The organism is Rhizobium sp. RU20A (assembly GCF_900155885.1).
Lineage (GTDB): Bacteria > Pseudomonadota > Alphaproteobacteria > Rhizobiales > Rhizobiaceae > RU20A.
The window spans coordinates 229,563-243,492 of sequence record NZ_FTMB01000006.1 but is presented as its reverse complement, the minus strand read 5'-3'; the positions used below and the strand labels follow the sequence as shown (position 1 = coordinate 243,492).

Here is a 13,930-nt window from a genome sequence, read left to right as displayed (position 1 = left end):
TTATTCTCTCTCTGTTTGCAATATCGCAGGATCCACCAAGGTGAATGAAGGATCGGTTACAACGCTGTTGGCGAAATGGTGCCCGTCCTTGAACATGGGCCGATTCTTCCAGACAAACGTGCACTTACTGGAACACAGCGCCGGCCCGGGATCAAACAGGTTCGCATTTGCCGATGTCGCCATCTGCGTCAGTGCGTCCCTGCTGAATCCAACACTGGCATCGTAGTCTGCCAAGTCCAAGATTGGCAATCCTACAGGTTCTCTAGAGAGAAAGGCTTGCTTGTAGAGATCCGCGGCAGTCACATCGCGCATTTCGGGGTATGGCAAAACGACTGAAACAGTAATGTCCTTAGCCGTCAGCGAACGCAGTGCCATGCCCAGATCCGTCAAACTTTTCGACACGGCGCTCTCGAATTCAGCTTTATCCTTGACGGGGCTGCAGCCGGTTCCGGACTGAACACAGACCTCTTTGGGCACCGGCGAATCCAAAGACCCATCCAGATAAATTCTCCAAGCGGCGATGAGCACAATGTGGTTGTACGCGCCCGTTGCTGCCTCTTCCAGCGCGGCCTTTGTGAAAGATGCACAGTGCATCCCCGGCTGGTTCCTGCCCATTCCAGGCAGAGGAGGGCAACCCACATTGTACAGGAAGGTCAACTGCGTTTCTGGCGGTGTTTGGTTTGCATATCGAGCAATGTATTGTTCGGCGTGAGAATCGCCGATTACGAGGATTTTACGCTCGCCTTGTCCTATCGTGCAGCGCTTGCCAGCGTCGAAGGCTGTCAAAGGCGTGGGGCAGGCAGCCCCGCCTTTCCAGTCGCTCGACACCTCTCTGAGCGCAACCAGTTCTTGGTACTTGGCGGGTGATGCGCCGGCCGTGCGCACCTTTTCAAGCTGCGACGTACTGGCGCCTGCGATCGCGAACGCCGCACAGCAGGCCAATGCCAAGCCCAAAGACGCAAGGGTCAGCCGCCGTTTCTCGATCAACTGGCGCATCCGCTGTTCGACCAGACCATAAGACGCTGCTCCTGCTGCGATGGACAGCGAAAATCCTCCGGCAAGCATGGCGTAGGAATTTGCCAGATCGAAGTACTTTAGAAACACGATGATCGGCCAATGCCAAAGATATATGCTGTAAGACCACAGGCCGAGTGTCTGAGCAGGTTTGAAATTCCAGAAGTTCAGGTGATTGGATGCGGCGGCTATGATTAAAGCCGTGCCCATCACCGGCAAAAGCGTGAGCGCAGAAGGCCATGCCATCTGGGTGTCGAAGGCAAAAACACTAACGGCAAGCAAGCACAGGCCGATGCCGGTGAGCAGATTACGGATCGTGTTACTGCCGATGTCCCTTGGCAGCAATGCTATGCATCCACCTGCGGTGAGTTCCCACGCCCGCGTTGGCAGGAAGAAGAAGCCGACCTGGAGAAATTGCCGCGATTGCATGCAAAACACCACGCAAAAGGCGAACAACAAGACGGTTGATATGAGGAATACCGAAAACCGACGTTTCCATAGAACCGGCATACGCTTCATCGCGATCATGACGAAGGGGAAGAGCAGATAGAACTGCCACTCCACCGAAAGCGACCAGGTGTGGAGCAGCCAGTTGCTGTCAGAGGCGCCCGCAAAATAGCTGTTCTGGAACCCGTACGCCATATTCGACACGAATAGCAGCGAATAGAGCGAGTTCATGAACATCTGTTCGGCAGTCAGTGGATCGACAATGAGCAGACCGACAGCGACAACCGCCAGTAGCATTGCAAGCAAGGCGGGGACGATTCGAAAATACCGCGCTCGCAGGAACTGCAATATGCTGAAGTTGCCGGTAGTCAGGCCCCTGTCAACGATACCCGTCATCAGAAAACCCGAGATAACGAAGAATATGTCGACACCGACATATCCGCCGTAAAGGGGCAAACCAAAGTGGTAGGCGACGACAGAGATCACCGCAATTGCCCGCAGGGCGTTGATGTCTGCCCTAAACCGTCCCGCGGCGCCAGATGAGTGCTGGGCTGCTTCCACTCGCAAGTTCATTCCTTATCCAAGCTCCGACGGCGATAGACCCTGTATGATTAAGGCGATAACTGTTCGCTGGTGCAACATCAAACCAGAAATGTGTTTTTGGTTACGAAGGGTGCTGGTCAGACCAGATGACGGACGAATGGCAGCCGCTTCATAATGCCGGCGATTGTAAGGCTGATCGCAACCGTCGCGATCGCCACGAAGAGAGCAACGACGGGCCCACGATCAACGATGACGTGAGCTGCAAACTTGAGGACGAGAAGGTGCACGAGGTACGCACCTAATGTGAGCGATCCCAAATTCGCGAGATGACCAGGCCGTATGTTAAGCTGAGCAAAAAAGGCAAATACACCAATGGCAAAGGGCACTGTTCCGAACGAGAAATCGTGCCCCATGGGAAAGCGGTCATTCACAAAGTAGCCCTCGAACACATGAAGCGCATAACCCAGGCAGACCAGCGCAAGGGTGGAGGCTGCGCCGAATGTCCACCCACGCTTTGCAAGTGTGTAGCCCGCAGCAAGAAAGAAGGGCGCAAAGAAAAGCCCGTTCCGATAGAAAACATTCTGAAGGGACAGATGGAACAGATGTGCATATGTGCCCAGCATGATGCCGCATACCAGAAGGCCGACGCTAATCCACAAAAACCTGAAATATCCGAGCAGCCGAATTCCAAACAGACTTAGCGCTGTCCCGATGAAGAGCGCGGGCAGAAACCAGAGGTGCATGCCGGGTCCGCCGCTCAATGGGATGAGCAGATTGCCGAGCGCACTGCGGTAATAGCTTCGCGGATAGAGGAGTTCGCTGTACTCGAGAACCAGGTACAACGCTACCCAGAAGATCATGGGTATTCCGAGGCGCCACGCCAGATTAATGAGTTGCAGCGCTGGCGATTCGAAGGATTTATCTTTCCAGAAGTAGCCAGAAATCATGAAGAATAGAGGCACCGCGAATCTGGACGCCTCGTCCGTGAGAAAGCCAGCCATTTCTGCATTGCCCCAGAATCCCAGGGCATTTACATGGATCACAACCACGAAGATAAAAGCAACGACCCGGCCGAATTCAATTCCTGCATGCCGCATGCCGCTCTCCGCTGACTGTCTCTTTGCTGCAATGCGAATGAGCACGATGCTGATTAAAGGTCAATCAGCGGCGCAGGATGCGATTTGACTGTGGTTGATCGGTGTTGGAGGCAGCCAGAAAGAGAAATGGCAGGCCTTGTAGATCGGCCTGCTATTCCGAGCATTGGTTAGGCCTCACTTGAGGATGTCAGTACCTATCGACGCCAGGCTGGCCGCAGAGATCTTCGCGTTGATGACCTTCAACGCCGGTGGCAACAGATGCAGGTTGTCGTCCTTGTAGTTGCCGCAAGTATAAGCATTCTCCTTGAAGCAAGCGAGTGTATTCGAGGGAAGCGGTGCCCGGCCGTACTGGTTGCAGGTCATCTCACGGTCGCTGAGCAAGACCGGAAACACATTGTTGCCGGCGACCTTGGAGATCCTCTCATTGAGGAGCAGACGCTCTTTGTCGAACTGAAGGAAATCCGCACCGCGCGGCGGAACCGTCACCAGAAAGATCGGGGCCTTCGCCCAAATTTCTCTCGTCTTTTTGATAACTGCCTCAAGCCCAGCAAATGTTCCGCAGGCGTCCATACCTCCGTCCGAAAGATTGTTTGTGCCCAGAAGGATTACAATGCCTTTCGGCGAATGGCTCAACTGCGTCGGGATTTGCTCAAGGCGCCACAGTGCGTGTTGGGTGCGATCACTCCCGACGGAAAAATTGAAGACTTCTTTGTTCGGCAAGCCAGCCTTCAGTTCTTTATCTAGCAGCATCAGGAGGGAGTCCCCGATAAAAACCAAATCTGGATTACTCGGCATTTTTTCGATCAGGGTCTTTGTGATCTTCATTCCGCTGATCACATAGGGTGGCACTGGGGTTGTCGCCTGCTCAACAGCAAAATCGAAACATTTCTCATTCGCCAATGCGCTTGTGCCGACGACCGTCGCAAGAATCGCGCCGAGAACGCATGATGATAGCTTTTTCATGGTATCTCCTTTCGTTACCGCGGCATTTATAGGGGCAGTTGGATGCTGTGGCCATGACGGAGTTTTGAAAATTAGAGTGCATCCGGGCTTGAAGGCGATTGACCTGCCCCTGAGAATTTCCTCCGGAGTTGATTAGAGTCCGGTCCATTGAGGACGGATGAATGAAGAAGCAGAGATTTACGGAAGAACAGATCATCGCTGTGCTGGAGGAGCAGGAGGCTGGCGCGAAAGCGGCTGATCTCTGCCGTAATCACGGGATTTCCGAGGCGACAATTTATAACTGGAAGGCCAAATATGGCGGCATGGAGGTCTCCGAAGCGAAGCGGCTGAAGGCGCTTGAGGAGGAGAACGCCAAGCTGAAGAAACTGCTGGCCGAGCAGATGCTGGATGTAGCCGCGCTCCGCGAGCTTCTCGCAAAAAAATGGTAGGGCCTGCCGCCAAGCGTGACGCCGTCGCGCATCTGAAGGCCGTCATGGGCCTGTCGGAGCGTAAGCCCACGGTGAGTGCCGCCTTGTTCGGTGATGGCGAACATTGGAAGTCCTAGTGCAAACGCTAGGAGTAGTCCTATGACCAAGCATCCGATTGAAGTGATCACGTCTGTCGAGCGCCGCCGGCGATGGTCTCGCGAGGACAAAGAGCGGCTTGTTGCAGCCTGCCTTGAGCCTGGCGCGGTTCTTTCCGAGATTGCGCGATCGGCCGGCATCCATGTGAGCCAGCTATTTCGGTGGCGCAAGGAACTCTGCCGGATCGAGCAGCCCCCTACGCAGGTATCGAGCACCTTGGTGCCCGTGATCGTTTCGGAAGACGCGTCGTCAGCAGCTCAATCCGCTGCCTCAGAGTTGCCGGCCCCATCGCAACCGCGCCGGAAGCGCAGCGATGTGACGATTGATCTGGGCCGCGGTCGGCGTGTTCGGGTGGACAGCGACATCGATACGGAGGCGCTCGGTCGCATTCTCGATTGTGTGCTGGGACGGCGATGATACCGGTTCCTGTTGGCGTGAAGGTCTGGTTGGCGACAGGCCATACCGACATGCGAAAGGGCTTCCCCGGTCTATCGTTGATGGTGCAGGAGACGCTGAAGCGCGATCCGATGTGCGGTCATCTGTTTGTGTTCCGCGGCCGCGGCGGCGGCCTGATCAAGGTGATTTGGCATGATGGCCAGGGAGCCTGTCTGTTTACGAAGAAGCTGGAGCGCGGTCGTTTCATCTGGCCATCAGCGGCCGATGGAACGGTGGTGATCACACCGGCACAACTCGGATATCTGTTGGAAGGCATCGACTGGCGGATGCCGCAAAAGACCTGGCGGCCGACGGCGGCAGGGTGAGCGAAAGCACTGGATTGGCGGGGTCGAATATGATTCCATCTCGCCGTGAACACCAACGCCGAGCAGCATCCCGACGACCTTGCTAGTGCACTCGCACTGCTTGCCCAAGAGCGCGCGCGGCGTGTTGCTGCCGAAGCAGAAGCTGCCAGCGCGAAGGCGCTCGTGTCGCATTCCGAGGCGCTGATCGCGCGGTTGAAGTTGGAGATCGAGAAGGTTCGCCGCGAGCTTTACGGCAGTCGCTCGGAGCGCAAGGCGCGGCTTCTCGCGCAGATGGAACTGCAGCTTGAGGAGCTGGAGGCTGATGCCGGCGAAGATGAACTGGCCGCAGAGATCGCAGCCAGTGCCTCGACAGTCAGGGCCTTCGAGCGCAGGCGTCCGTCACGCAAGCCCTTTCCTGAACATCTGCCGCGCGAACGTGTTGTTATCGCCGCCCCAGCCAGTTGCCCCTGCTGCGGCTCGGCAAAGCTGTCGAAGCTCGGCGAAGATGTCACCGAGACCCTGGAGGTCATCCCGCGTCAGTGGAAGGTCATTCAGACCGTGCGGGAGAAGTTCTCCTGCCGCGAATGCGAGAAGATCACCTAGCCGCCAGCACCCTTCCATGTGACACCCCGCGGCTTTGCCGGCCCGAACCTTCTGGCGATGATCCTGTTCGAGAAGTTCGCCCAGCATCAGCCGCTCAATCGTCAGAGCGAGCGCTATGCCCGAGAGGGGATCGACCTCAGCCTGTCGACGCTTGCCGATCAGGTCGGCGCGTGTGCCGCGGCCCTCAAGCCAATCCATTCGTTGATCGAGGCCCATGTCCTGGCGGCCGAGCGGCTGCATGGCGACGACACGACCGTGCCGATCCTGGCAAAGGGAAAGACCGATACCGGTCGCATCTGGACTTACGTTCGGGACGATCGGCCGTTCGGCGGACTGGATAAGCAAAAATTGGCACCGCCCGCCGCCCTCTACTATGCCTCGCGGGACCGGCGGCAGGAGCATCCCGAGCGCCACCTGAAGACCTTCACCGGCATTTTGCGGGCGGATGCCTATGGCGGCTATAACCCGCTGTTCAAGATAGACCGCGATCCCGCGCCTCTGACGCAGGCGCTGTGCTGGGCACATGCACGCCGCAAGTTCTTCGTGCTGGCTGATATTGCCACGAACGCCAAACGTGGCAGCAAGGCTGCGCCGATCTCGCCGATGGCGCTGGAGGCCGTCCAACGGATCGACACCCTGTTCGACATCGAACGGGAGATCAACGGTCTTGCCGCCGAGCAGCGCCTGGCCCACCGCCGCAAAGATAGTCAACCACTCGCCGAAGAGCTGCATGATTGGCTCAAAACCGAGCGGGCAAAGCTATCGCGCAGTTCTCCCGTCGCCAAGGCAATCGACTACATGCTCAAGCGCTGGGATGGCTTCACATCCTTTCTCGACGATGGCCGGATTTGCCTGACGAACAACGCCGCCGAACGCGCGCTCAGAGGGTTTGCGCTCGGCAGGAAGTCATGGCTGTTTGCCAGTTCGTATCGTGGCGCTGAGCGTGCCGCCTTCATGGCTACGCTGATTATGAGCGCCAAGCTCAATGACATCGATCCACAGGCCTGGCTTGCCGACGTTCTCGCCAACATTGCCGACACGCCGATCAGCAGGCTGGAGCAATTGCTGCCGTGGAACTGGACGCCGGCACAGGCACCCATGGCATTGGCATCATGACCTCCAGCGAACGCATCGCCCGGCTGCACATCAAACTCGATCATATCGAGCCAGCCATATGGCGCAGGGTCGAGGTCCCGATCACTACCAGCCTGAAGGGGCTGCACGACGTCATCCAGGCCGTCATGCTGTTTGAGGATTATCACCTCTTCGAGTTCGATGCCGGCGGCAAACGTTATGCCGTTCCTGATCCCGAATGGGACATGGGTCGCGAGACCTATGCCGCTCGCAACGTCAGGATCGGCGCTCTGGTGGATCCCGGCATAACCACCTTCAACTATACCTATGACTTCGGCGACGACTGGCGGCATTCGATCACTGTCGAGGCCGTCATGGACGCCGACCCAGCAATCGAATATCTGCACTTCGTCGACGGCGACCGGCGCGCGCCGCCGGAAGATGTTGGCGGCTTGCCCGGCTTCGAGGACTTCCTCAACGTCATGACAAAGCCTCGACATGCGCAACACCGCGAAGTCGTGGAATGGTATGGCGGTCGCTTCGAGCCGGACGATATTGGCGTCGACACGATCAATGATCGGATCGCCAAACTTGCGCGACGTCGAACCCTTGGAAAAGCTGGCTTCGCAAAGAGCCGGAACAGCCGCCACTGACGGAAAACCAGCCCATCCGCGGTCCACGCCGGATGCTTACGAGTTTGGACGCGTTCAGCGCGCTCCAGCGCGAAGCGAAGCCTTTTAGCGCCTGGGACCAGATGGCCGCGCTAAACATCTGACAGGAGATGAAGGATGCGACAAACCCAAAAGACCCGGAAAGCTGCACCGAAAAACTGTTCCGGCAGCGCTGACCGCATCCATCGCAAGCCATTGAAATACAACGATTTATAGGAAATGGCTGGGGCGCCAGGATTCGAACCTGGGAATGGCGGTACCAAAAACCGCTGCCTTACCGCTTGGCGACGCCCCAAAGGGCCGGTGGGACCGGCGGGGTGGTGATTAGCAAAGGTGGCGGGGGGCGGCAATCGGTTTTCGTGGGGAATCTCGGGAAAAATCGATGTCGGGTGAGCGGCGGCCAAGATGCGGTGCGGCGGTGGCAAGGGTGCGGTGGGGATGCGGTGGGAATGCGCTCGGGCTGCGGCGGGGGGTGCGGCAGGCCGGTGGCAAGCGCGACGGCGTGGCGGGGGCGGGTCAGATGGGGTGGAACAATCGGGGGCGGTCGGGGGTTCTTTCCGCGAACCCTGACGCACATTTGCTTTCCCCCTCCACTCAAAAGGACTGACCGATGACCTCGATTTCTTCCGCACGCATTCTCATTCTCGCCACGGATGGCTATGAGCGCTCCGAGCTGCGCGTGCCGCTCGACCAGCTGAAGGGCAAGGGCGCCAAGGTGTCGATCGCTTCGCTGAAGATGGAGCCGATCAAGAGCTGGGACGACAAGAACTGGGGCGACACGGTCGATGTGGACCTCACCGTCGGCGAGGTGAACGTGGCCGACTATGACGCGCTGGTCATCCCGGGCGGCCAGATCAATCCCGATATCCTGCGCAAGGAAGAGGCCGCCGTCGCCGTTGTGCGCAACTTCCTTTCGGCCGGCAAGGTCGTTGCCGCGATCTGCCACGGCCCCTGGCTGCTGGTGGAGGCCGATGCCCTGAAGGGGCGCAAGGCCACGTCCTTCGCCTCGATCAAGACCGACCTCAAAAATGCCGGCGCCGAATGGCACGACAAGGAAGTCGTGACCGACAAGGGCATCATCACCTCGCGTTCGCCGGAGGATCTCGATGCCTTCGTGGCGAAGATCGTCGAAGAGGTCGAGGAAGGCCGCCACGATCGCAAGGCCGCGTAAGCCTTCGCGATCCCTTTTAAGCCTTTGCGATCCCTTTAAAGAAAGCCGCCCCGTCTTTGCAGGGGGCGGCTTTCCTGCGTTGCGGGCGCGACCTTGAACGGCAGGCCGCACAAGGGGGGTGGGGGCCGGGGTGTTGCCATCCGGGCCGATGTTCCGATGATTTCGCTTTACGACCCGGTCCCCGCGCGGGATATGTCGGAAAGTGATATGACAGGAGGTCCCGCATGTCCCGTTTTAAGGCCCGCCCGCCGGCCGAGCCGACCGTGCTTATCGATGATGCCGTGGTGCGCGTTACCCGCTGGGATTTTGTGCCCGGCGCCGATACGGGCCATCACGTGCATGGCATGGGCTATGTGGTGGTGCCGATGACCGATTGTCAGTTCCTGATCGAGGAAGAGGACGGGGCGCGCACGGTCGACGTGAAGGCCGGCGCTGTCTACCGGCGCGAGGCGGGCGTGGCGCACAATGTGGTCAATCGCGGCGATACGCCGATGAGCTTCATCGAGATCGAGTACAAGTGAGCAGCGAAAGCCCGGATTTCGACCTTGCCTTCGAGCCGCGCCATGGCACGGCGATTTCCGTCGCGCCCGGCGTGCAGCGGTTGACGGCGGGCAATGCCAGCCCCTTCACCTTTCATGGCACCAACAGCTACATCGTCGGCGACCGCTCCGTCGCGGTGATCGATCCCGGCCCGGAGGACGAGGCGCATTTTCAGGCGCTGCTCGCGGCGCTTGCCGGGCGCACGGTCACGCATATCGCCGTTTCCCACACGCATCGCGACCATGCGCCGCTGGCGCGCCGGCTGCAGGCGGCAAAGGGCGGTCTGATCGTGGCAGAGGGGCCGCACCGGCCGGCGCGGCCGCTGTTTGCGGGCGAGATCAACCCCTTTGCCGAAAGCTCGGACATGGATTTCGTACCCGATCTGGCGCTCGCCGACGGGGAACGGATCGAGGGTGACGGCTGGGCGCTTTCGGCCATTGCGACGCCCGGCCATACGGCGAACCACCTCTCCTTCGCGCTTCAGACGGCGGCGGGGGACGAGACCGGCATCGTCTTCTCCGCCGATCACGTCATGGCATGGGCAACGACGATCGTCGCGCCGCCGGATGGCGCCATGGCCGACTACATGGCTTCGCTCGATGTCATGCTGGCGCGGGACGACCGGCTGTTTTTGCCCGGCCATGGCGGACCGGTGACGAACCCCGCCCCCTTCCTGCGCGGGCTGAAAGCGCATCGGCGCATGCGCGAACGGGCCGTGCTGGAGCGCGTGAAGGCGGGCGACGAGACCATCCCTGCCATGGTCAAGGTCATCTATGCCTCCACCGATCCACGATTGCACGGGGCGGCGGCGCTCTCGGTGCTGGCGCATCTCGAAGACCTCGTGGCGCGCGGCGCTGTGGTGAGCGACGGGCCGCCGGCGCTCTCCGGCCGGTATGCCATCTCCTGATCGGCCCGCCGCTCTCCGGCGCACCGGCAGTCCCCAGGGATTTTGCGGAGGGGGTCTGGAACACGCGCCGGCGGGCGCGGCGCAAAGGTCAGCAGGCGAACGACGTCCATGAGGACGTTCGCGAAGGGGAACATGGGTCTCTCCGTGGGGCTCGGGCGCCGGATGTCCGATGTGCTTTTCGGTTTCGGCAGCGTCTTGATGGCTGCATCTGACACGGCTTGCGCTCTGCCCACAAACGAGCTTATCGTCGGCCTCCCATGACATGAGGTTATGCGATCCATGAAGCGCGGACGGCTGCCGCTGACGGCACTCAGAAGTTTCGAGGCGGCGGCGCGGCGGCTGTCCTTCACGCTGGCGGCGCAGGATCTTTTCGTTTCGCAGGCGGCGATCAGCCGGCAGGTGCGCGAGCTGGAGATGCTGGTGGGCCAGCCGCTGTTTTCCCGCGGGCACCGCTCGATTGCGCTGACCGAGGCCGGCGAGCGGCTGATGGCGGTGGTCGGCCCCTCCTTCGACGCGATGGATGCGGCGCTGGAGGCGCTGGCGGCAGCACAGGGGCCGGTGGCGCTCTCGGTCAGCAGCGACCCCACCTTTGCGGCCTGCTGGCTGGTGCCGCAGCTTGCCGATTTCTGCGCACGCCATCCCATCATCGAGGTGACCATCGATGCCGATCCGCGGCTGGTGACCTTCCGGCGCGGCGAGCCGGAGCTTGCGGTGCGCTTCAGCGAAAGCCGCGATGCGTGGCCGGGCGCCGAGGCACGGCTGCTGCACGGCGAGGCACTGACGCCGCTGGTGCCCGTCGGCCTTGCCACGGACGGCCTGACGCCCGCCCATCTTGCCCGCCAGACGCTGCTGCATGCCGACAACCGCACCGACTGGGCGCGCTGGTTTGCAGCGGCCGGGGATGGCGGCGCGGGCGAGGCATTCTCCACCCCGCTGGATCGCGGCACGGTCTATGCCGATACGTCGCTGGCGCTGCAGGCGGCCGGGCTCGGACAGGGCGTGGCGCTGGCCGACCGGCTGCTGGCCGCCGATGCGATTGCGCAGGGCAAGGTTGCCAGCCCCTTTGCAACGAGCGTGCCGGGCGGGCGCTATTTTCTGATGGCGCGCCGTTTTGCGCAGCTTTCGCCGGCGGCCGAGGCGTTTGCGGCGTGGATCATGCAGCGGTTTTCACCCGTCACGTGAACTGGCCGTGTCAACTGCCGGCAATGCCCAGCAGTTCCGCATCCAGCGCGCGCAGAAAGTGCTCGGCATAGGCGGCACCCAGGCCAAGATCGTGGCTGCCATAGCGCGAGACGACGCGGATATCGACGGAGGTCGTCTCCGCCTCCTCGCGCAGGCGGATGGCAACATCGAAGCCAAAACCGGCGATCGGCGTCTTCCAGGTCCCCTGCAAGAGGATATCGCCCGGCCGTCCGGCCAGCGCCACGGCGGCGAGATCGACCGGCGCGGCCGGCTCGGGGCGGGCCAGCGGCACCGGCACATCATCCGGGACAGCGTCACCCGCTTCGGCATTGGCTGGCGCATCACGGCGCTCTTCGACCGGCGGGGTGTCCGGCTCCAGCGCCTCCAGGCCGCGATCGGCAGTGATCGTCAGGTTTTCGGCCGCCGCCACGGTCTTCACGCCCTCCAGAACCCGGTCGAGCGCGCCGTCATAGCGTCGTCCGGTGAGGGCCGGATAGGCGACGATCTGCGCCTCGCGGTCGAGCGCGCTCACGGTGGCTGGGCGGTTCAGCCACAGCTGGTCGGCGACGGGCGCCGAGATGAAGAGGGGCGGATCCAGCGTGTCGCTGGTGACATCGTGGAGCGCCGGGCGGGTGAAATAGAGCGAGAGCCCATAGCCGAGCGCGCCGAGCGGCAGGGCAGCAAAGACCAGCGCCCCCATGGCCGCGAGCCCCCCGACCGCCGCTATGCGCCAGAGATTGACGAGGCCGGCAAGGGCAAGCGCGACGGCGACCAGCGCAAACAGGCCGGACAGAAGCGCCAGCGCTACGAATTGCGGCGTGGCCAGCGGCCCGAAGCGGTGGGCGGCCAGGGACATGAGGAACAGCACCGCGGCCAGTTGCGCAAGACGCAAGGCGAGCGCGGCGGCGCGCGAGACGGGGCGCTCGTAGCGGATCATCATCGCGGGTCCGGTTCACTCCCTGCCTGCCGTTTTGGCCAGCCTAGCCTATCGAGCCGGAAACGGAAACGGGTTTCGGCCGGAGGGCAACGGGGAAATTCAAGGGGTTAGGCTTCGCGGTTTGTGGGGGCGTGGGGCTCGGCCGCGTGGAAGTTGGCGGGGAATGGTGACGGCAGCGGCAAGCAAGCCCCCTCATCTGCCTGCCGGCATCTTCTCCCCGCGGGGAGAAGAGCGGGTCTGGCGGGCGCATCGCCAGAAACCCTTCTCCCCTCGGGGAGAAGGTGCCCGAAAGGGCGGATGAGGGGGCAGCGCGATCGAGGCGGCGAGAGGGGAATTGTAGGCGAGATCATCGCGCCGAACCAGACACCCGCCCCCTCATCTGCCTGCCGGCATCTTCTCCCCGAGGGGAGAAGAGCGGGTCTGGCGGGCGCATCGCCAGAAACCCTTCTCCCCTTGGGGAGAAGGTGCCCGAAAGGGCGGATGAGGGGGCAGCGCGATCGAGGCGGCGAGAGGGGAATTGTAGGCGAGATCATCGCGCCGAACCAGACACCCGCCCCCTCATCTGCCTGCCGGCATCTTCTCCCCGAGGGGAGAAGAGCGGGTCTGGCGGGCGCATCGCCAGAAACCCTTCTCCCCTCGGGGACAAGGTGCCCGAAAGGGCGGATGAGGGGGCAGCGCGCCTTGCCACACAGCCCTCCCCTTGCGGACATAGCCTCCGCCGTAAAAACGCCATGCTCGTTAACGAGCTTTGCTCCATCGGGGGAACAATCAAGCCGAACGGGCGGAACCGCTGGGGCGGTCGCAGCGTTTGGCCGTCAACATGGAGCAAGACATGCTGGCTACCCCTCAGGCATCCCCCGCCAATACCGCCGCCAACCCAGCCGCCTCCGGCGCCGTTGCGAAAAGCCCCTCCCCGCAGGCGGCCGTGCGCATGCCGGTTGCAGCCGAGCCGCAGCTGAAGATGGATCTGATCGCCTTCGAACTGGCGCTGGACGGGTTCAGCGGTGGCGGGGCAGAGGCCTTTGTCGCACATGTGCGCCGGGCGCTGCCGATCGGCGGTGCGTTCCTGTTCGACCTGCCCGCCTCCGGCCTCATTGCCGGCTGCATGCGCATCGCGGTGGTCAGGGTCGGCGGCGAGGCGGAAACATTGTTCGTCTGCCTCGAAGAGGACGGTCTCACCATCCGCACCCTCTCGCCCGGCCCCGAGACGGCGGGGCTCGCCCGGTTCGCGGATGCGTTTCTGGATGTGATCGGACAAATCTGAGGCCGGGCGCCGCGACGGCTCTCCGGGGGCGGGCGGCGCATCGATCGTGACCTTGCTGATTCTTGCCGTCATACCGGCCTCGATCCGGGATCCAGCCTGCGCGCGTCTGCGTGTCGAAAAAATCTCTCAACCCAACGACTTGGGCTGCCTGGATGCCGGATCGAGTGCGCCATGACGGGCGCTGAGGCGCCTGAAACCCACCAACGCGCGCGAG

12 protein-coding genes, 1 tRNA gene and 2 pseudogenes are annotated in these 13,930 nt (G+C 61.7%); 10 read left to right on the top strand and 5 right to left on the bottom strand.

What is annotated here, in order from left to right; genetic code table 11:
* The 3 genes from F3H41_RS15725 to F3H41_RS15715 form a co-directional block, all read right to left on the bottom strand.
* Positions 1-2,022 (bottom strand): acyltransferase family protein, encoded by a 2,022-nt coding sequence (locus F3H41_RS15725; RefSeq protein WP_188129482.1) that lies wholly within the window; start codon positions 2,020-2,022, stop codon positions 1-3.
* A gap of 119 nt (positions 2,023-2,141) precedes the next feature.
* The gene (locus F3H41_RS15720; protein ID WP_149739626.1) at positions 2,142-3,101 is read right to left on the bottom strand and encodes an acyltransferase family protein; all 960 of its coding nucleotides are present in this window, start codon (positions 3,099-3,101) and stop codon (positions 2,142-2,144) included.
* Positions 3,102-3,275: 174 nt separating this feature from the next.
* Positions 3,276-4,064: a GDSL-type esterase/lipase family protein gene (locus tag F3H41_RS15715; protein WP_149739625.1), complete on the bottom strand. Its 789-nt coding sequence runs from the start codon at positions 4,062-4,064 to the stop codon at positions 3,276-3,278.
* A gap of 161 nt (positions 4,065-4,225) precedes the next feature.
* Here F3H41_RS15715 and F3H41_RS15710 point away from each other — a divergent pair.
* From F3H41_RS15710 to F3H41_RS15690, 5 genes and pseudogenes are all read left to right on the top strand, one after another.
* Positions 4,226-4,557, top strand: a pseudogene (locus F3H41_RS15710) (transposase); the annotation flags it as partial.
* 73 nt (positions 4,558-4,630) lie between these two features.
* The gene (locus F3H41_RS15705) at positions 4,631-5,044 is read left to right on the top strand and encodes a transposase (RefSeq protein WP_244616224.1); all 414 of its coding nucleotides are present in this window, start codon (positions 4,631-4,633) and stop codon (positions 5,042-5,044) included.
* Positions 5,041-5,388 carry an IS66 family insertion sequence element accessory protein TnpB gene (tnpB, locus tag F3H41_RS15700; protein WP_149739623.1) on the top strand — a complete coding sequence of 116 codons (348 nt, stop codon included), beginning with the start codon at positions 5,041-5,043 and terminating at the stop codon, positions 5,386-5,388. Before F3H41_RS15705 ends, tnpB begins: the two co-directional genes overlap by 4 nt.
* A 96-nt stretch (positions 5,389-5,484) precedes the next feature.
* Positions 5,485-7,086: pseudogene (locus tag F3H41_RS15695) on the top strand (IS66 family transposase).
* Positions 7,041-7,697 (top strand): plasmid pRiA4b ORF-3 family protein, encoded by a 657-nt coding sequence (locus F3H41_RS15690; RefSeq protein WP_244616223.1) that lies wholly within the window; start codon positions 7,041-7,043, stop codon positions 7,695-7,697. The pseudogene F3H41_RS15695 and the gene F3H41_RS15690 overlap by 46 nt, the downstream one beginning before the upstream one ends.
* Before the next feature lie 238 nt (positions 7,698-7,935).
* Here F3H41_RS15690 and F3H41_RS15685 read toward each other — a convergent pair.
* A tRNA-Gln gene (locus tag F3H41_RS15685) sits at positions 7,936-8,010 on the bottom strand.
* Positions 8,011-8,325: 315 nt separating this feature from the next.
* Here F3H41_RS15685 and F3H41_RS15680 point away from each other — a divergent pair.
* The 4 genes from F3H41_RS15680 (at position 8,326) to F3H41_RS15665 (ending at position 11,515) form a co-directional block, all read left to right on the top strand.
* Entirely contained in the window at positions 8,326-8,886 is a 561-nt protein-coding gene (locus F3H41_RS15680; RefSeq protein ID WP_149739622.1) for a type 1 glutamine amidotransferase domain-containing protein, read from the top strand.
* A gap of 224 nt (positions 8,887-9,110) precedes the next feature.
* Positions 9,111-9,407 carry a cupin domain-containing protein gene (locus F3H41_RS21580; protein ID WP_149739621.1) on the top strand — a complete coding sequence of 99 codons (297 nt, stop codon included), beginning with the start codon at positions 9,111-9,113 and terminating at the stop codon, positions 9,405-9,407.
* Positions 9,404-10,333 (top strand): MBL fold metallo-hydrolase, encoded by a 930-nt coding sequence (locus F3H41_RS15670; protein WP_149739620.1) that lies wholly within the window; start codon positions 9,404-9,406, stop codon positions 10,331-10,333. The genes F3H41_RS21580 and F3H41_RS15670 overlap by 4 nt, the downstream gene beginning before the upstream one ends.
* A 279-nt stretch (positions 10,334-10,612) precedes the next feature.
* On the top strand, positions 10,613-11,515 hold the full coding sequence (locus tag F3H41_RS15665) for a LysR substrate-binding domain-containing protein (RefSeq protein ID WP_149739619.1): 903 nt from the start codon (positions 10,613-10,615) through the stop codon (positions 11,513-11,515).
* Between the two features lie 10 nt (positions 11,516-11,525).
* Here the strand turns inward: F3H41_RS15665 and F3H41_RS15660 are convergent, their stop codons facing one another.
* Positions 11,526-12,455: a DUF1499 domain-containing protein gene (locus F3H41_RS15660; RefSeq protein ID WP_149739618.1), complete on the bottom strand. Its 930-nt coding sequence runs from the start codon at positions 12,453-12,455 to the stop codon at positions 11,526-11,528.
* An 829-nt stretch (positions 12,456-13,284) separates the two neighbouring features.
* On the opposite strand from F3H41_RS15660, the gene F3H41_RS15655 reads away from it, so the two are divergent.
* Positions 13,285-13,716, top strand: a complete 432-nt coding sequence (locus F3H41_RS15655) for a hypothetical protein (protein WP_244616222.1) — start codon at positions 13,285-13,287, stop codon at positions 13,714-13,716.
* Positions 13,717-13,930: the final 214 nt, after the last annotated feature.

Coding starts and splice junctions, on each gene's coding strand:
- F3H41_RS15680 (WP_149739622.1), top strand. CDS start 8,326: ATGACCTCGATTTCTTCCGCACGCATTCTCATTCTCGCCACGGATGGC.
- F3H41_RS15720 (WP_149739626.1), bottom strand. CDS start 3,101: ATGCGGCATGCAGGAATTGAATTCGGCCGGGTCGTTGCTTTTATCTTC.
- F3H41_RS15705 (WP_244616224.1), top strand. CDS start 4,631: ATGACCAAGCATCCGATTGAAGTGATCACGTCTGTCGAGCGCCGCCGG.
- F3H41_RS15660 (WP_149739618.1), bottom strand. CDS start 12,455: ATGATGATCCGCTACGAGCGCCCCGTCTCGCGCGCCGCCGCGCTCGCC.
- F3H41_RS15655 (WP_244616222.1), top strand. CDS start 13,285: ATGCTGGCTACCCCTCAGGCATCCCCCGCCAATACCGCCGCCAACCCA.
- F3H41_RS21580 (WP_149739621.1), top strand. CDS start 9,111: ATGTCCCGTTTTAAGGCCCGCCCGCCGGCCGAGCCGACCGTGCTTATC.
- F3H41_RS15665 (WP_149739619.1), top strand. CDS start 10,613: ATGAAGCGCGGACGGCTGCCGCTGACGGCACTCAGAAGTTTCGAGGCG.
- F3H41_RS15715 (WP_149739625.1), bottom strand. CDS start 4,064: ATGAAAAAGCTATCATCATGCGTTCTCGGCGCGATTCTTGCGACGGTC.
- tnpB (WP_149739623.1), top strand. CDS start 5,041: ATGATACCGGTTCCTGTTGGCGTGAAGGTCTGGTTGGCGACAGGCCAT.